At 53.9% G+C, this 17,189-nt stretch carries 14 protein-coding genes and 1 tRNA gene; 6 read left to right on the forward strand and 9 right to left on the reverse strand.

Annotation, left to right across the window (positions count from 1 at the left end; translation table 11 throughout):
* Positions 1-84 precede the first annotated feature (84 nt).
* Both BJP61_RS17125 and BJP61_RS17130 read left to right on the forward strand, forming a co-directional pair.
* Entirely contained in the window at positions 85-276 is a 192-nt protein-coding gene (locus BJP61_RS17125; protein WP_071603730.1) for a toxin-antitoxin system HicB family antitoxin, read from the forward strand.
* Between the two features lie 346 nt (positions 277-622).
* Entirely contained in the window at positions 623-2,518 is a 1,896-nt protein-coding gene (locus BJP61_RS17130) for a hypothetical protein (protein WP_171998820.1), read from the forward strand.
* Between the two features lie 220 nt (positions 2,519-2,738).
* On the opposite strand, the gene BJP61_RS17135 is transcribed toward BJP61_RS17130, so the two are convergent.
* The 3 genes from BJP61_RS17135 to proB all read right to left on the reverse strand — a co-directional run bounded on the left by BJP61_RS17135 (position 2,739) and on the right by proB (position 5,290).
* Positions 2,739-2,814 (reverse strand) — tRNA-Thr (locus BJP61_RS17135).
* A gap of 108 nt (positions 2,815-2,922) precedes the next feature.
* A complete protein-coding gene (proA, locus tag BJP61_RS17140; RefSeq protein WP_171998822.1) occupies positions 2,923-4,176 on the reverse strand; it encodes a glutamate-5-semialdehyde dehydrogenase in 1,254 nt (417 codons plus the stop codon).
* 10 nt (positions 4,177-4,186) lie between these two features.
* Complete coding sequence (gene proB / locus BJP61_RS17145) at positions 4,187-5,290, reverse strand: glutamate 5-kinase (RefSeq protein ID WP_007750943.1); 1,104 nt, start codon at positions 5,288-5,290, stop codon at positions 4,187-4,189.
* Between the two features lie 291 nt (positions 5,291-5,581).
* On the opposite strand from proB, the gene ompC reads away from it, so the two are divergent.
* Positions 5,582-6,652 carry a porin OmpC gene (ompC, locus tag BJP61_RS17150; protein ID WP_075193544.1) on the forward strand — a complete coding sequence of 357 codons (1,071 nt, stop codon included), beginning with the start codon at positions 5,582-5,584 and terminating at the stop codon, positions 6,650-6,652.
* A 117-nt stretch (positions 6,653-6,769) separates the two neighbouring features.
* Here ompC and crl read toward each other — a convergent pair whose 3' ends face one another.
* The 3 genes from crl to gpt form a co-directional block, all read right to left on the reverse strand.
* The gene (gene crl / locus BJP61_RS17155) at positions 6,770-7,159 is read right to left on the reverse strand and encodes a sigma factor-binding protein Crl (protein WP_038864599.1); all 390 of its coding nucleotides are present in this window, start codon (positions 7,157-7,159) and stop codon (positions 6,770-6,772) included.
* A gap of 57 nt (positions 7,160-7,216) precedes the next feature.
* Positions 7,217-8,464: an esterase FrsA gene (gene frsA / locus BJP61_RS17160; protein ID WP_171998824.1), complete on the reverse strand. Its 1,248-nt coding sequence runs from the start codon at positions 8,462-8,464 to the stop codon at positions 7,217-7,219.
* A 107-nt stretch (positions 8,465-8,571) separates the two neighbouring features.
* On the reverse strand, positions 8,572-9,030 hold the full coding sequence (gpt, locus tag BJP61_RS17165) for a xanthine phosphoribosyltransferase (RefSeq protein WP_004385350.1): 459 nt from the start codon (positions 9,028-9,030) through the stop codon (positions 8,572-8,574).
* A 260-nt stretch (positions 9,031-9,290) separates the two neighbouring features.
* On the opposite strand from gpt, the gene pepD reads away from it, so the two are divergent.
* Positions 9,291-10,748 (forward strand): cytosol nonspecific dipeptidase, encoded by a 1,458-nt coding sequence (gene pepD, locus BJP61_RS17170; RefSeq protein WP_161579305.1) that lies wholly within the window; start codon positions 9,291-9,293, stop codon positions 10,746-10,748.
* 210 nt (positions 10,749-10,958) lie between these two features.
* Here pepD and dinB read toward each other — a convergent pair whose 3' ends face one another.
* Entirely contained in the window at positions 10,959-12,014 is a 1,056-nt protein-coding gene (dinB, locus tag BJP61_RS17175; RefSeq protein ID WP_161580661.1) for a DNA polymerase IV, read from the reverse strand.
* A 256-nt stretch (positions 12,015-12,270) separates the two neighbouring features.
* On the opposite strand from dinB, the gene dpaA reads away from it, so the two are divergent.
* Positions 12,271-13,008 (forward strand): peptidoglycan meso-diaminopimelic acid protein amidase, encoded by a 738-nt coding sequence (dpaA, locus tag BJP61_RS17180; RefSeq protein ID WP_038864607.1) that lies wholly within the window; start codon positions 12,271-12,273, stop codon positions 13,006-13,008.
* Here dpaA and BJP61_RS17185 read toward each other — a convergent pair.
* Positions 12,979-13,746, reverse strand: coding sequence for a class II glutamine amidotransferase (locus BJP61_RS17185; RefSeq protein WP_038864608.1), 768 nt, complete (start codon positions 13,744-13,746; stop codon positions 12,979-12,981). The two genes, dpaA and BJP61_RS17185, sit on opposite strands and share 30 nt — an antisense overlap.
* Before the next feature lie 92 nt (positions 13,747-13,838).
* Positions 13,839-14,420 carry a D-sedoheptulose 7-phosphate isomerase gene (gene lpcA / locus BJP61_RS17190; protein WP_007720156.1) on the reverse strand — a complete coding sequence of 194 codons (582 nt, stop codon included), beginning with the start codon at positions 14,418-14,420 and terminating at the stop codon, positions 13,839-13,841.
* A gap of 228 nt (positions 14,421-14,648) precedes the next feature.
* On the opposite strand from lpcA, the gene fadE reads away from it, so the two are divergent.
* A complete protein-coding gene (fadE, locus tag BJP61_RS17195; protein WP_171998826.1) occupies positions 14,649-17,093 on the forward strand; it encodes an acyl-CoA dehydrogenase FadE in 2,445 nt (814 codons plus the stop codon).
* The last annotated feature ends 96 nt before the right edge of the window (positions 17,094-17,189 follow it).

The following is a 17,189-nucleotide window of genomic DNA, read 5'->3' on the forward strand; positions in this document are numbered from 1 at the left end:
CAGCACACCGGAGCGTTGTTTCGATAGGTCAACCATGTTAGGGTACGTACCTATTGCAGTTATATTCCTCCTATAGGTACACACATGTCAACTGTACAACGTGACAAACAACCCAAAGGAAACGGCAAAGCCCCCGCTTTTCAGATTAGGATTACCCCTGAACTCAAAGCGCAGTTTGAGGAAGCTGCAAAGGCGCAGGGAATGAGCCTTGGAAACTGGTTTAAAAACCTGGGGCGGGAAGAATTGAAGAGGTTAGGCTTTAAACCAAATGGATAATATTTCTAATCTAAAAGCTATGAATATAAATAAATTGCTACATGATATATTATATTTTTTTAAAACTAACGCCTATGTTCCTACTTCAACAGAATATTTAAGAAATCAGTAGAGTCCAGCATAGTTACTTAACTTGAATATTTTGATTAAGGAAAGATTTAAGTCATGCTTCTTAGTTAAATGCACATAAAGGACCATAGCGAGAACTATTTATTTAAATTAACTTGTTCCGTAAATATAAAGATGATATGTTCAATTCAATATAAAAACCTTCTTCCTAACATGGGTAACTATAATGAACATTACGCCTCAAATAGATTATACACATGTACTATCAGAACTCTCTGTGAACAGACAAGACCCTTGCGAAGTATTGAGAGAACTCATATCTAACTCATATGATGCCAAAGCTAGTAAAATATGGTTTTATCCTTTGGAAGAATATAATGGGCTTATCTTTATTGATAATGGAGTAGGTTTATCAACATCAAGAGATGGCGGCAAAGAGATATCAAATTATGAAGCATTTTTTTCAATCGGAAAAACCACGAAGTTAAAAGGTGAAAGTATAGGGTATAAATGCCAAGGGTCAAAGTTATGCTTTGCTTCTTCTGAAATATCAGTTATATCTAAATTTGGTACAGAGCCCGATTGGATTTACAAAAGGATAGATAACCCCAGGACTAATTTAAATATTTACACCGACATAACTCCTCATAAAGGCAATAACGTTGCCGAGATATTATCTGAAATTATTCCTAAACAAGATGTAAGAACTAAAAAAGCAGTGGACAATATTATATTAAATATTTCACCTAATGATTTCTCTTCAGGAACAATAATAATAATAAAAGATTTAAATGTTGAACAGTTTTCAAAATTCTATACTGTAAACAGTAATAATGGTTTCAACATTGAAAACTCATATGTATATAACTACATTCGATTTTGCACAAAACATGGCGATGTGAAAATCGTTAATGAAAACCATGGTTTTTCACCTATCGAAAAAAGGCAGCTTGATGAAGCATCTAAAGATATAAAAAATGTTGAGCTTTTTCTTTGGGACGGAGATGAATGCTCTTTAATTGAACAAGGGTATCCATATTTAGATATTGACATTGATGGAGAATTACCTTTATTAGCATCTAAACTATCTCGTTTACGCTCTGCACGATTTTATGCTCGAAAGGCTAAAGTAATCCGCTATCAAGGCCAGAAATATAGTCTGATATTTGCAATAGATGGAAATAGACGAGCATTAGAGAAATATTCAAATCTTGATCGCCAGGGCTCATCAAAATCAGGTTTAAAATTAACAGATCAAAGAGGTACCTTTATATCATCGCAAGGTATAAAAACTTGTAATTATAGTCAAATCTGGAATGAGCCTTTACTCGCAACGGATTATCAATGCTTGGCCGATAATGATTCACAGTCACACTACTTATTCTTAATTGATGGCCCTTTTGATTTGGTTACTAATAGAAACTCAATTAGTAACGATGCTTATAAAGTACTTAAGGATTCAGCTTTCATACATCAAATCAAAGAATTCATTGACTCCGCGAAGGTAGAACTTGAAGTTTTCAGGGACTTCATTGATGTGCTAAATAAAAAGAAAGATGCAGAAAACATTTCAGAGCAAATAAAAGCACTTACTGAAACTCAGCAAGGATTAAAAAATCGAGAACGTTTTATGATAAATGACGTTCCCCAACTAGAAAAAAAATGGTTTATTGCTCCAGATTCTAGTGACGAACATTGGGTTGGAACGCTCTATACAACGCTTACTCATTTTGTTCCAGGAGACTCTCCATACAGAGATTTATGGTTAAGACCATTAACATTCTCTGCCAGAGGGATTGATAGTGTAGGAACATTTTACCAAGATTCAAGTTTTGATAAAGATAAACTTAAGGCTATTGAATATAAGAATAGATTTAGTCATCTTGAAATCTTAAATCATCCACTAAACATTATACATTATATAATTTGTTGGACCTATGAAGACATAGATTTATCTTCCCATCAAAATATTGAAGACGATTTTAGTATGTTTGGAAAAATTACTGAATGTGAGAATGATGTTTATAAGAAGTGTTCATATAAGATAATAAATGTTGAAAAAATCAGGCGATATTTTCGACAACCAGATTTATGTAGTCTCTCTCAGAGAGCTTATGCTTGCTACTTTCAATTGCCGCATATCGAATCCAGCGCGATAACATCTTCAACATGAGTTAAAAACAGGCGGGCGTGTTATGTTATAAAACACGCCTCACTATTTTTATATTTATTTAAAATTTCATTTAAAAGATAGCCAATCAATAGCCTTCATAGAGCAAAGGAATTATAGATGATTTAATACAAAGGCGATTAATGAATGTTGTACTGTTATTTATCTTTTATAAAAAACAAATTACATATTGAAATGCATGACACTCTGAATAGTCTAGAAGTGGTGCCGATAATAGGAGTCGAACCTACGACCTTCGCATTACGAATGCGCTGCTCTACCAACTGAGCTATATCGGCCCTGAGGAAGGGTGTGCGTGAGCACGGGGTAAAAGGTTATGTAAAAGCGGGTGATACGTCAATGCCCTTGCGAATCAAGCGGCGATTTTTGCATCACCCGGCCCTCAGTTAAGCACGAATCGTATCGTCGCCGTAGCCGATCCACTTGTACGTGGTCAGCGCTTCGAGGCCCATCGGGCCGCGGGCGTGCAGCTTCTGGGTGCTCACTGCCACTTCAGCGCCGAGGCCAAACTGCGCGCCGTCGGTAAAGCGCGTCGAGGCGTTCACGTACACCGCCGACGAATCCACTTCATTCACGAAACGATCGGCGTGGCGCAGCGTGCGGGTGAGAATGGCGTCCGAATGCTGGGTGCCGTGCGCGCGAATATGCGCGATGGCCCTGTCAATATCCGCCACCAGCTTCACGTTGAGATCGAGCGACAGCCATTCGTCGTCAAGCTCTTCCGCCTTCACCGCCACCACGTTCGCCGGGCCGCCGGCAAGCAGCGCCAGCGCGCGCTCGTCAGCGTGCAGCGTTACGCCGCGCGCGTGCATTGCCTGGCTCAGCTCCGGCAGGAAACGCTCTGCAATGGCCTCATGCACCAGCAGCGTCTCCACCGTGTTACAGGTGCTCGGGCGCTGGGTTTTGGCATTGGTGATGATGTTGAGCGCAGGCGCGAACTCGGCGCTTTCATCAACGAAAATATGACATACGCCGATGCCGCCGGTAATGACCGGAATGGTCGACTGCTCACGGCAGAGCTTATGCAGCCCTGCCCCGCCGCGCGGGATGAGCATGTCGATGTATTTGTCCATGCGCAGCATCTTGTTCACAAGCGCGCGATCCGGGCTTTCGATAGCCTGCACGGCGGCGGCGGGCAGCCCGCACTCTTCAAGCGCTCTCTGAATCACTTTTACGGTCGCCGCGTTAGTGCGCCAGGTTTCTTTGCCGCCTCTGAGAATGGCCGCGTTGCCGGTTTTCAGGCACAGTGAGGCGACGTCCACCGTCACGTTCGGGCGCGCTTCATAAATCACCCCCACCACACCGAGCGGCACGCGACGACGCTCAATACGCAGGCCGCTTTCCAGCAGACCGCCGTCAATCACCTGCCCAACCGGATCGGCCAGATGACACACCTGACGCACGTCGTTCGCAATGGCGTGCAGGCGCTGCGGGTTGAGCGCCAGGCGGTCTAACAGCGCGTCGCTCAGCCCGTTGCGGCGCGCTTCCAGTAAATCCTGCTCGTTGGCGAGCAAAATCTCTTCGGTATTCGCTTCTAAATAGTCGGCGATTTTCTCCAGCACGCGGTTTTTCTCGCGCGAGGAGAGCAGCGCCATCTGATATGAGGCGGCTTTGGCCGCCTGGCCCATCTGCTCCAGCATGGCAGGCTCCTTATTGGGTGATCATGTCGTCGCGGTGAACGGCCACCGGGCCATATTCATAGCCGAGAATGGCGTCAATCTGCTGCGAGTGGTGCCCGGCGATGCGGCGCAGCGCGTCGCTGTTGTAGCGCGTAACGCCGTGGGCGATATCGCGCCCTTCCAGATTGCGGATGCGGATAACTTCACCGCGCGAAAAATTGCCGGTCACGCTTTTGATGCCTTTGGGCAGCAGCGAGCTGCCGCGTTCCATAATGGCGGCCTGCGCGCCCTCGTCGACGGTGATTTCGCCAGCGGGCGGCGCGCCGAAGATCCAGCGCTTGCGGTTCTCAAGCGGCGTCTGCTGCGGGTGGAAGCGCGTGCCGACCGGCAGCCCTTCGATAACGTCGTTGATAACACCCGGCTTGCTGCCTGCGGCGATCACGGTCTCGATACCCGCGCGGCCCGCAACATCCGCCGCCTGAAGCTTGGTGCCCATGCCGCCAGTGCCGAGCCCGGAGACGCTGTCGCCCGCAATCGCGCGCAGGGTGTCGTCGATGCCGTAAACATCCTGAATCAGCTCGGCCTGCGGGTTGTTGCGCGGGTCGGCGGTGAAGAGGCCCTGCTGGTCAGTCAGCAGCAGCAGTTTATCGGCACCGGCGAGAATTGCCGCCAGCGCCGAGAGATTATCGTTATCGCCGACTTTAATTTCCGCCGTGGCAACTGCGTCGTTTTCATTGATGACCGGCACGATGCGGTTATCGAGCAGCGCGGTGAGCGTGTCGCGGGCGTTCAGGAAGCGCTCGCGATCTTCCATATCCGCGCGGGTCAGCAGCATCTGCCCTACATGGATGCCGTAAATCGAGAAAAGCTGCTCCCAGAGCTGGATCAGGCGGCTCTGCCCGACCGCCGCCAGCAGCTGTTTGGAGGCGATGGTCGCCGGGAGTTCGGGGTAGCCGAGGTGTTCGCGCCCGGCGGCAATCGCCCCGGACGTGACAATCACAATACGATGCCCGGCGGCGTGCTGCTGCGCGCACTGGCGCACCAGTTCGACAATATGGGCGCGATTGAGGCGACGCGAGCCGCCGGTCAGGACGCTGGTCCCCAGTTTCACCACCAGGGTCTGGCTGTTACTCATGATGTTTTGCCGTATCAACGAAATTGGAAAAATTAAACCCAAAATGACGTTGTAACAGGAGAGCGCGCCCTTGCCAACTCCCGGCCCGAAAAACCGCACGGCGCGCAGACGAACCGGCAAGCATAGCGGCGCTGTTTGATATTTTTATTACAGTTTACGAAAAATATATCTTTTTAAAATTTATCTTACTTTGTCATATTTTTTTCATATCGGACCGTTAAAACCCATCTTGTTTTTTCACAGGTCTTTGACCCGCGAATTTTAGCGCGTAAATAATGATTGGGATTAATGATGAAAAAGAGCACTCTGGCATTAGTGGTGATGGGTATTGTTGCGTCTTCTGCTGTTCAGGCCGCAGAAATTTATAACAAGAACGGCAACAAGCTGGATCTTTATGGCCGTGTTAAAGCCGAACATTATATGAGCGATAACGACGCTGTAGACGGGGATCAATCTTATATCCGTCTGGGCTTCAAAGGCGCGACACAAATTAACGATCAACTGACCGGTTTCGGCCAGTGGGAATATCAGGTTGCCGCTAACCGTGTGGAAGGTGACAGCACGAACAGCGCCACCAAAACCCGTCTGGCTTTTGCGGGCCTGAAGTTCGCCGACCTGGGCTCCATCGATTACGGTCGTAACTACGGCATCCTGTATGACGTGGGTTCTTACACCGATATAATCCCGGAATTCGGTGGCGACGCGTACACCAAAACCGATAACTTCATGACCGGCCGTACCACTGGCGTGGCCACCTACCGCAACACCGATTTCTTCGGTCTGGTGGATGGTCTGAAATTCGGCCTGCAATACCAGGGCAAAAACGAGAACGATAGCCGTGCCGCCAGCAAAGCCAACGGCGACGGCTACGGTGCCTCTGTTAACTACGCGCTGGGCGACAGCGGGGTGAGCATCGGCGGCGCTTACACCAAATCAAACCGTACGCTGGCGCAGCGTAATTCCACGCTCGGTAAAGGCGATAACGCGGAAGCCTGGGCGACTGGTCTGAAGTATGACGCCAACAATATCTACCTGGCGGCGACCTATGCGGAAACCCGCAACATGACCCCGATCACTGGCGGTTTTGCCAATAAAAACCAGGGCTTCGAAGTGGTTGCGCAGTATCAGTTCGACTTTGGCCTGCGTCCGTCCATCGGCTATGTGCAGTCAAAAGCCAAAGATGTTGAAAACGGCATTGGCGACGTTGATCTGGTGAAATATGTGGACGTTGCAGCGACCTACTATTTCAATAAAAACATGTCTGCTTTTGTTGATTACAAAATTAACCAGCTGGACGACGACAACGCACTTAATATCAACAACGATGACGTTGTTGCGCTGGGTCTCGTTTACCAGTTCTGATTAATATTTGACACGCCCACGCCGTGGGCGTTTATAACATCGTGTGGCTACGAAAAAAATAACCCCGCTGCGGCGGGGTTATTTTTTGGCTTATCCAGGTATTAACTGAAATACGGCTTATGCAGAAAGTTTCAGGTTTTCTGTCACCGGCTCCAGTTTTAAATCCATCGAAGCGAGCAGCGCACGCAATCTTTCATGGAAGTCACGCAGCGTTTTCTCAAGCTTCTCTTTCACTTCGGCGTCTTTGATCGGGGTGACATTCCAGACGCCCTCTTTATCAAACAGACCAAATTGCCAGGTGTAGGTGAAACGGTCTTCCTGTGCTTCCAGCTCCATCCACCAGCCCCAGAATTCACGCTTCTCCGGCGCTGGTTTCACGTTGACGCAAACAGCCAGGCAATCAAAGAAGAAGCGGTTATCTTCACACTGCTCTTCCCGAATATACGGGCCAAGGGCAGTGAATTTCTTAATCATCCTGCTTTTCGGGTGTCCACTCGGTAACGTCATTGCGATCTCCTTTTGTGAAGCCACTGTTTTACCAAACCAATGGAAATTAGCCAATCATTAACGCAATTTATGGTTTACCCACCCGGAAATCTCATGCAGCGCCTTGTCAAAGTTGCTGTACACGGGCGAAGTCGGGATCTCCAGCAGTTTGCCCGCGACAGATGACGAGGCGATTAAACGCGCTTCTTCCTCCGGGCTGAACGGATCGTTTTTCCAGAAGCCCGCCAGCATTGGCGTCGGACAGCGGCGGCCCAGCAGCCCCTGCGTTTTCAGCGAATAGCGGTTGAGTTCGACGCGCAGCGCGTTGTCCGAGGCGTCATACATGCCAAGCCGGCTCGCCAGCACATCCATATACATCTCCGGCACCTGGCCTTGCCGCGTCGGCTCGCTTAACAATTGATGCACCACCGGGCCAAGACACGCCACCGCCTTCAGGCGTGGCGCCTCCAGATACGCCAGCCGCACCGCCACGTTCGCCCCGAAGCGGAACCCAAACGCCGCCACACGGGTGTGATCGACCCACGGCAGCGTCGGCAGCGCCTGCAACACATGCTGATGCAGAAAGCTCGAATCCTGGGTGAGCGTCCATTTCGCTGACGCGCCGACGGACGGCATATCGATGGTCAGCATGGCGATGCCGAGCGGCGCGAAGTAGCGCTCGAAAAGATTAAAGTAGTCGCTTTGCAGCGAATCGAGACCGCCGCAAATAAGCACCGTCGGGAACGGCCCCTGCCCGCCTTTTGGCAGATGCAAAAAGCCGGTGATGGACGCGCCGCCGGGAATGGCGAACGTCAGCTCGCGCAGTTCGCCGGAGAGCCGCGTGGCCGCTTCTTCATAAGCCCGGTTGGCGAGCGCCTGCGCCTGTTCGGCCAGCGCGTCGCCCTTCAGATGCGGATACGCGGCGATACTGTAAAGCGTCGACGCCATCAGCCACGCCTTGCCGATGGCGTGTTCGTCCGTTTCCTGCCCCGCGCGCTGCTGCCACGTCATCGCCTGCTTCGACCACTCGTAATTCCAGTTGCCGCCGCGATAGCCGACCACCGTGTCATACAGGGCGGGATTGGTGCGCTCGGCATCGCTTAATACAATGCGCGACTGCACCTCAAGAATTTCCAGCGGATCGACGCCGCGCCAGACCCACATCAGGCGGTTTATCATGCGGTACCAGTGCGGCACCGTTTTGCCATCCAGCGCGGACTGAATGACCGGAGGCGGGGCATGCTGAAGCCGACGCACCAGCGTCGACGTTTCGGGGTGCTTAAACCGTGGCTTAAACAGGGTTTCGCTCAGATTTGCCTGCGACATGCTCTCTGCCTCCGTGAAAACGTCACAAAGCTTAATTGTACTCGCAGGCGATGGATAAAAACAAAAACGCCCGGCGGTGCCGGGCGTAAAGATGCGTAAGGACGGGATTAACGGCCAGACAGCGGCGGTACAAAGACCACGCCCATGTCCCACGGCTGCTCGATCCAGGTGTCCTGCGGAATGTCGATAACGTAGTCATCCACCAGCGGCTGGCCTGCCGGCTTAGCGAAAATGGTCACGAAACGGGCTTTTGGGTACATTTCGCGGATAGCCACCGCGGTGCCGCCGGTATCCACCAGATCGTCCACCACGATAAAGCCTTCGCCATCGCCTTCGGCGCGCTTGATAACCTTCAGTTCGCGCTGGTTGTCATGGTCGTAGCTGGAGATACAGACGGTATCAACGTGACGGATACCCAGTTCGCGCGCCAGCAGCGCGCCCGGCACCAGACCGCCGCGGCTGACGGCGATAATGCCTTTCCACTGCTCGGCCGGCAGCAGGCGGCTCGCCAGCTTGCGTGCATGGATCTGTAACATATCCCAGGTGACAACGTATTTTTCGCTCATGTGAAGTGTCCCGGCCAGTTTAAAAAACGGCTTAAAAAGTGTTCAGGGGGAAAATAGGTTGCGCGAGATTATAGAGATCTGAACCGCTAAAAACCAGTGCCATGCGGCACGGGCCGTGGTTTTTGCTCGCTTTGGTCTGCACGGCATAAAAGAAAGTGGTATTCTCGGGCTATTGCCCAGGCCCGTCTTGCGGCACATCACAACGATAACCCAGAGGCCCGTTCGCCGCATTGCAGCGGGCTCAGTCAAGGAGACTTAACGTGTCTGAACTGTCTCAACTCTCCCCTCAACCGCTGTGGGATATTTTCGCGAAAATCTGCTCTATTCCTCACCCGTCCTATCATGAAGAACAACTCGCCGAACACATCATGGGCTGGGCGAAGGAAAAAGGCCTGTTCGCCGAGCGCGACCAGGTGGGCAACATTTTAATTCGCAAACCGGCGACCGCCGGCATGGAAAACCGCAAGCCGGTCGTGCTGCAGGCGCACCTTGACATGGTGCCGCAGAAAAATAACGACACCGTTCATGACTTCACCAAAGATCCTATCCAGCCGTACATTGACGGCGAGTGGGTGAAAGCGCGCGGCACCACGCTTGGCGCGGACAACGGCATCGGTATGGCCTCCGCGCTGGCGGTGCTGGCGGATGATGCCGTTGAACATGGCCCGCTGGAAGTGCTGCTGACCATGACCGAAGAAGCCGGTATGGACGGCGCGTTCGGTCTGCAGGCCGACTGGTTGCAGGCGGACATCCTGATCAATACCGATTCCGAAGAGGAAGGCGAAATCTACATGGGTTGCGCCGGCGGCATCGATTTTATCTCCACGCTGAAGCTTTCCCGCGAAGCGATCCCGGCCGGTTTCGAGGCGTTTAAACTGACGCTCAAAGGGCTGAAAGGCGGCCACTCCGGCGGCGATATCCACCTGGGTCTCGGCAACGCCAATAAACTGCTGGCCCGTTTCCTGTTCGCACATGCAAAAGCGTTAGATCTGCGTCTGGTGGATTTCAACGGCGGCACGCTGCGTAACGCTATCCCGCGCGAAGCGTTCGCGACCGTCGCGGTGCCTGCCGCTAAAGCGGACGAGCTGAAAACGCTGGCGAATACCTATCTCGATATCCTGAAAAATGAGCTCTCTGTTAAAGAGAAGAACATTACCGTTCTGCTGGAGTCGGCGAGCACGGATAAAGCCGCGCTGACCGCACAGAGCCGCGATGCGTTTGTGGCGCTGCTGAACGCGATGCCGAACGGCGTCATCCGTAACTCTGACGTCGCCAAAGGCGTGGTGGAAACCTCCCTGAACGTGGGCGTGGTCACCATGAACGACGAGCAGGCGGAAATCATCTGCCTGATCCGCTCGCTTATCGACAGCGGTAAAGATTACGTGGTGGGCATGCTGAACGCGCTGGGCCAGCTGGCGGGCGCGCAGAGCGTCGCTAAAGGCAGCTACCCGGGCTGGCAGCCGGACGCGAATTCGCCGGTGATGCATCTGGTGCGCGAAACCTACCAGCGTCTGTTTAACAAAACGCCGAATATCCAGGTTATCCACGCCGGGCTGGAATGTGGTCTGTTCAAAAAACCGTACCCGCAGATGGATATGGTTTCCATCGGGCCAACCATCACCGGGCCGCACTCGCCGGATGAGCAGGTCCATATCGAAAGCGTGGGCCAGTACTGGACCCTGCTGACCGAGCTGCTGAAAGCGATCCCGGTTAAATAAGCGTTTAAGCGGAATGCAGAATAAAGGCGGCTCTGAGGCCGCCTTTTTATTTGCGGCGTCGCGAGACATGTTTGAAGGATGGGGACGGGAGGTGCCGTTGGCGTCGTTTGCGGATGTCGGGCGCGCTGCGCTTCCCCGCCCTACGCCCCCCGCCGGTCATCGCCATGCAGGTGAGTAAACGCAGCGCCCACCAGCCCGACCGGGAAAATCTCAAAGCCCCAGCACCAGCTGGCGTTCGATCTGCGGATCAAGCAGCGTCACGTGCAGCCCCACCAGCCGCACGCCGCGCCCGGCGCGCCGCTCATCCCAGGTTTTTTTTGCGGTCGCGATCAGGTCTTCTTTATTCAGGCGCGGCCAGACATGTTCCTGAGTAGTCAGCTGAAAATCATTAAATTTGAGTTTAACGCCCTGTCGCGCGATGCGCAGATCGGGTTTGACCTTCGCGAGCCGCAGTTCGAGCTCCGGATAAAGCCGTTCGATGATAGCCTCGCACTCTGCCCATTCATGGATATCTTCCGCAAGCGTGCGCTCGACACCCACCGATTTCCGCTGGCGATCCGGGCTGATTTCACGCTCATCGATGCCGTGGCTGCGCTCCCATAACACCCGGCCAAACTTTCCGAAGCGTTTAAGCAGCGAGGCCAGATCGCTGTTCTGCACATCTTCACAGGTACGCAGCCCCAGCCCTTCGAGCTTGCCTGCCGTCACTTTGCCGACGCCGGGGATTTTGCCAAGCGGCAGCGATTTCAAAAATGCGGGCACCGCTTCCGGCGTAATAACATATTGTCCGTTGGGCTTATTCATATCCGAGGCGATTTTGGCGAGAAACTTAATCGGCGCCACGCCCGCCGAGGCGGTGAGCTGTAATTCGTTAAAAATCGTCTGGCGGATTTCGCGCGCCATCAGCGTGGCAGAGCCGTAACAGTGCGGGCTGTCGGTGACGTCAAGATACGCCTCGTCGAGCGAGAGCGGCTCAATCAGCGGGGTGTAGCGCGAGAAGATATCGCGAATATGGGCAGAGGCCTCTTTATAAGCGTCAAAACGGCCCGGCAGGAGCGTCAGGTGCGGGCAGAGCTTAAGGGCCATTCCGGTGGGCATCGCGCTGCGAACGCCATACTTTCGGGCCGGATAGTTGGCGGTACTGATAACGCCACGGCGTTCGCGGCTGCCGCCGATGGCGAGCGGAATATCGCGCAGGGCGGGGTTATCGCGCATCTCAACCGCTGCGAAAAAGCAGTCCATATCGACATGAATGATTTTGCGCATACCCCGGCCTCGCACTGTATGTGCATACAGTCTGGCAAAAAAGCGGCGCTGCGGCAACCTTCCTTATTTCGGCGGGATTGAGTAAATTCAACGCGGCGCCGGGAAGTTAAGCAGAACTTAATTGTAAACGCAGCAGGCAGCGCTTGCGAAAAATAACAGCGATGCTAATGTGAGCGCTCCTGAACCAGAATAGTCTTATTTTGGCTCCCTGCGCCGTTCCGGCATCGGTCTTAGCGTTCTCAAGGAAACAAGCAGTATGCGTAAAATCGCATTGTTAATCGCAATGCTTCTGGTGTCGTGCTTTTCATGGGCCAGTACAGTCAGTAGCGACAGCGTTACCCCGATAAAAAAAGAATTAAAACAGCAGTTAATGGGTTCCCCGGTTTATATCCAGATCTTTAAGGAAGAACGCACGCTTGAGCTGTACGTCAAGATGGGCGAGCAATACCAGTTACTGGATAGCTACCGTATCTGCAACTATTCCGGCGGTCTTGGGCCGAAACGCCGTCAGGGCGATTTCAAAAGCCCGGAAGGCTTTTACAGCGTGCAGCGTAGCCAGCTCAAACCCGACAGCCGTTTTTATAAAGCGATTAATATCGGTTTTCCGAACGCCTTTGACCGCGCTAACGGCTATGAAGGGAAATATCTGATGATCCACGGCGCCTGCGTTTCCGTGGGTTGCTATGCGATGACCGATAAAAATATCGATGAGATTTTCCAGTTCGTCACCGGCGCGCTGGTGTTTGGTCAGCCGAATGTCCAGGTGAGCATTTATCCGTTCCGCATGACCGACGCCAATATGGAGCGACATAAGTATTCGTACTTTATCGGTTTCTGGAAACAGCTGAAGCCTGGGTATGACTACTTTATGGCGACCCGTCAGCCGCCAGTCGTTTCAGTAGTGAATGGCACTTATGTGGTCAGCAAACCGCTCAGCAGCAGCGTGGTGCACCCGCAACTGGCGTCAAACTACACGCTCCCCGAGACAAAATAACGCCCACTCGCCTGGCATAATCTTGTGCCAGGTTTCATTGCCTGTCAGCGGCTGCGTGGCGATCACCGTGACCACATCATTGGGTGTTGTCTCCTCCTGAAAATCAATTTCCACATCCTGATCGAGCAGTTTGGCGACGCCAAACGGCGCACGGCGTGTTATCCAGAAGAGATTGGTGGAGCAGAACGCCATCACGTAGCGCCCGTCAGAGAGCAGCATATTAAAGACGCCCTTTTCGCGCAGTTCGCTTGCCAGTTCGGCGATATACCGAAAGACCGCCGTCATGTTGCCCGGCGTGCGTGGGTAGCGCGTGGTGAGCTTATGCAGCAACCAGCAGAAGGCTTTTTCGCTGTCGGTTTCGCCAATCGGGCGAAACGGGCCGGTGTCGAGCGTTCGGTAGCCGGTGAGCTGGCCGTTATGGGCGTAAGTCCAGTTGCGGCCCCACAGCTCGCGGGTAAACGGATGGGTGTTTTCCAGCGCCACTTCGCCGCGGTTCGCCTGACGGATATGCGCCACCACTGAGCAGGATTTGATGGGGTAATCCTGCACCAGCTTCGCGATGGGCGAGTTGTAGCTCGGCTGCGGATCTTTAAACGTGCGACAGCCTTTGCCTTCGTAAAAGGTAATGCCCCAGCCGTCTTTATGCGGCCCGGTTCCTCCGCCCCGCTGCACGAGGCCGGTAAAGCTAAAGCAGATATCGGTCGGCACGTTGGCGCTCATCCCGAGCAGTTCGCACATGATTCACCTCGTCACACGCCGCCTTCCTCGCAGAAGGCGTCACTGGGGCAGCCGGACGTGCGACGCGCGCCCGTACCGGCACAACAGCCTAATCAGGCTTTCACCATCTCTTTTTCAATCAGCTGGATCAGGATATGGATCACTTTGATGTGAATTTCCTGAATACGGTCAGCATAGCCGAAATGCGGCACGCGGATTTCGACATCGGCGGTGCCGGCCATTTTGCCGCCGTCTTTACCGGTCAGCGTGATGACTTTCATGCCTTTCTCACGCGCGGCCTCGATGGCTTTGATAACGTTGCCGGAGTTGCCGGACGTGGAGATGCCGAGCAGCACGTCGCCCTCACGCCCTACCGCCTCGACATAGCGGGAGAAGATATGGTCGTAACCGAAATCGTTGCCAACGCAGGAGATGTGGCTGACGTCGGAAATCGCGATCGCCGGATAGCCCGGACGGTTTTCACGGTAGCGCCCGGTCAGCTCTTCGGCGAAGTGCATCGCGTCGCAGTGTGAACCGCCGTTGCCGCAGGAGAGCACTTTGCCGCCCGCTTTGAAGCTGTCCGCCAGTAACACCGCCGCCCGCTGGATAGCGTGGATATTGGCTTCATCTTTCAAAAAGTTAGCCAGCGTTTCGGCGGCTTCGTTCAGCTCGTTACGAATCAGATCCTGGTACATGAGGGATATCCTTCAGCATTAAAAAGTAACCGCATGCAGTGTACCGGATAGCGCCGGGAGCGAGAAGCGCCACGCCGGGGCCTGCATACAGGTTTTGCGTTTACGTGCGGCAACAATGTGAGCCAGGTTGTAATTATTTTGTGAACGCATTGCTAAAAAAAGCAACATCCTCTACAACCATATCATCACAAGTGGTCAGACCTCATACAAGCAAGGGAGCTTTTCTTTATGATGATCTTGAGTATCGTTGCCACCCTCGTCCTGATCGGTGCGCTGTTTTATCACCGCGTCAGCCTGACGCTCAGCAGCCTGATTCTGCTGGCCTGGACCGCAGCCCTGGGCGCCGTTGGCCTCTGGTCGCTGTGGCTGCTGGTGCCGCTGGCTATCATTCTGGTTCCCCTTAACGTGACGCCGATGCGTAAATCGCTTATCTCGGCACCGGTGTTCCGCGGCTTTCGTAAAGTGATGCCGCCAATGTCGCGCACCGAGAAAGAGGCGATCGACGCCGGTACCACCTGGTGGGAAGGCGATCTGTTTCGCGGCAACCCGGACTGGCAAAAGCTGCATAACTACCCGCAGCCGAAGCTGACCGCCGAAGAGCAGGCGTTCCTCGACGGCCCGGTGGAAGAAGCGTGCCGCATGGCCAATGACTTCCAGATAACCCACGAAATGGCGGATCTGCCGCCGGAGCTGTGGGCGTACCTGAAAGAACACCGCTTCTTCGCGATGATCATTAAAAAAGAGTATGGCGGTCTGGAATTTTCGGCATATGCGCAGTCCCGCGTGCTGCAGAAACTCTCCGGCGTCTCGGGCATTCTCGCGATTACCGTCGGCGTGCCGAACTCGCTCGGCCCTGGCGAACTGCTGCAACACTACGGCACCGAAGCGCAGAAAAACCATTATCTGCCGCGCCTGGCGCGTGGGCTGGAAATCCCCTGCTTCGCGCTCACCAGCCCTGAAGCGGGATCTGATGCGGGCGCTATTCCGGATACCGGCGTGGTCTGCATGGGCGAGTGGCAGGGTGAGCAAGTACTCGGCATGCGCCTCACCTGGAACAAGCGCTACATTACGCTCGCGCCAATCGCCACCGTGCTGGGTCTCGCGTTTAAACTTTCTGACCCGGATCGTCTGCTGGGCGGCGAGCAGGAGCTCGGCATTACCTGCGCCTTGATCCCGACGAACACGCCGGGCGTGGAAATTGGTAAACGTCACTTCCCGCTCAACGTGCCGTTCCAGAACGGCCCGACGCGCGGCAAAGATATCTTCGTGCCGATTGACTACATTATCGGCGGCCCGAAAATGGCCGGTCAGGGCTGGCGGATGCTGGTGGAATGCCTGTCGGTGGGTCGCGGCATTACGCTACCGTCTAACTCAACCGGCGGCCTGAAATCGGTGGCGCTGGCGACCGGCGCTTATGCCCATATCCGCCGTCAGTTCAAAATCTCTATCGGTAAAATGGAAGGGATCGAAGAGCCGCTGGCGCGCATCGCGGGTAATGCGTATGTGATGGATGCGGCGGCGTCGCTTATCACCTACGGCATTATGCTCGGCGAAAAACCGGCGGTGCTGTCGGCGATTGTGAAATATCACTGTACCCACCGCGGACAGCAGTCGATTATCGATGCGATGGATATCGCAGGCGGTAAAGGCATTATGCTCGGCGAGGGCAACTTCCTGGCCCGTGCTTACCAGGGCGCGCCTATCGCGATCACCGTGGAAGGCGCCAACATTCTGACCCGCAGCATGATGATCTTCGGCCAGGGCGCGATCCGCTGCCATCCGTATGTGCTGGAAGAGATGGCGGCGGCGCAGAATAACGACGTTAACGCGTTCGATAAACTGCTGTTCCGTCATATCGGCCACGTCGGCAGCAACCTGGTGCGGAGCTTCTGGCTCGGCCTGACCAACGGCCTGACCAGCAGCAGCCCGACCCGCGACGCCACGCGCCGCTACTATCAACATATCAACCGCCTGAGCGCCAGCCTGGCGCTGCTCTCCGACGTCTCAATGGCGGTACTGGGCGGCAGCCTGAAGCGTCGTGAACGCATCTCGGCGCGCCTGGGCGACGTGCTGAGCCAGCTCTACCTGGCCTCAGCGGTGCTGAAACGTTATGACGACGAAGGCCGTCAGGAAGCGGATCTCCCGCTGGTGCACTGGGGCGTGCAGGACGCGCTGCATCAGGCCGAGCAGGCAATCAGCGATCTGCTGCGTAACTTCCCGAACGGCGCGGTCGCGGGCCTGCTGAGCCTAGCGATTTTCCCGGCGGGCCGCCGTTACGACGCGCCTTCTGATAAGCTGGATCACAAGCTTGCGAAGATCCTGCAGACGCCGTCGGCGACCCGTTCACGCATCGGCCGCGGCCAGTACCTGACGCCGAGCGAGCATAACCCGGTCGGGTTGCTGGAGCAGGCATTGCAGGATGTGATGGCCGCCGATCCTATCCACCAGCGGATCTGCAAAGAGATGGGCAAAAACCTGCCGTTCACCCGTCTTGATGAGCTGGCGAAGCGCGCACTGAAAGAAGGCCGCATCAATGAAGATGAAGCCGCTATTCTGACTCGCGCCGAAGAGAGCCGTCTGCGCAGCATTAACGTCGATGAGTTCGAACCGGATGCGCTGGCGACACAGCCTGTAAAGCTGCCGGAGACGGTGCGTAAAGTCGAAGCCGCGTAATGTCGCTCTGTGAAAAACCCCGCTCCGGCGGGGTTTTTTATTGCCTCGCATCCTGCCGTGCGCGTGATAAAGTGGCCTGAGTTGCCAATGACGGGG

Origin of the sequence: Cronobacter sp. JZ38, from assembly GCF_008932145.1 — a bacterium.
GTDB classification, from domain to species: Bacteria; Pseudomonadota; Gammaproteobacteria; order Enterobacterales; family Enterobacteriaceae; genus Cronobacter; species Cronobacter muytjensii.

Excerpts from the sequence above, each read along its gene's own strand:
- proA (WP_171998822.1), bottom strand. The coding sequence starts at position 4,176 with ATGCTGGAGCAGATGGGCCAGGCGGCCAAAGCCGCCTCATATCAGATG.
- frsA (WP_171998824.1), bottom strand. The coding sequence starts at position 8,464 with ATGTCGCAGGCAAATCTGAGCGAAACCCTGTTTAAGCCACGGTTTAAG.
- gpt (WP_004385350.1), bottom strand. The coding sequence starts at position 9,030 with ATGAGCGAAAAATACGTTGTCACCTGGGATATGTTACAGATCCATGCA.
- BJP61_RS17185 (WP_038864608.1), bottom strand. The coding sequence starts at position 13,746 with ATGTGCGAACTGCTCGGGATGAGCGCCAACGTGCCGACCGATATCTGC.
- dinB (WP_161580661.1), bottom strand. The coding sequence starts at position 12,014 with ATGCGCAAAATCATTCATGTCGATATGGACTGCTTTTTCGCAGCGGTT.
- BJP61_RS17125 (WP_071603730.1), top strand. The coding sequence starts at position 85 with ATGTCAACTGTACAACGTGACAAACAACCCAAAGGAAACGGCAAAGCC.
- fadE (WP_171998826.1), top strand. The coding sequence starts at position 14,649 with ATGATGATCTTGAGTATCGTTGCCACCCTCGTCCTGATCGGTGCGCTG.
- dpaA (WP_038864607.1), top strand. The coding sequence starts at position 12,271 with ATGCGTAAAATCGCATTGTTAATCGCAATGCTTCTGGTGTCGTGCTTT.
- proB (WP_007750943.1), bottom strand. The coding sequence starts at position 5,290 with ATGAGTAACAGCCAGACCCTGGTGGTGAAACTGGGGACCAGCGTCCTG.
- crl (WP_038864599.1), bottom strand. The coding sequence starts at position 7,159 with ATGACGTTACCGAGTGGACACCCGAAAAGCAGGATGATTAAGAAATTC.
- lpcA (WP_007720156.1), bottom strand. The coding sequence starts at position 14,420 with ATGTACCAGGATCTGATTCGTAACGAGCTGAACGAAGCCGCCGAAACG.
- ompC (WP_075193544.1), top strand. The coding sequence starts at position 5,582 with ATGAAAAAGAGCACTCTGGCATTAGTGGTGATGGGTATTGTTGCGTCT.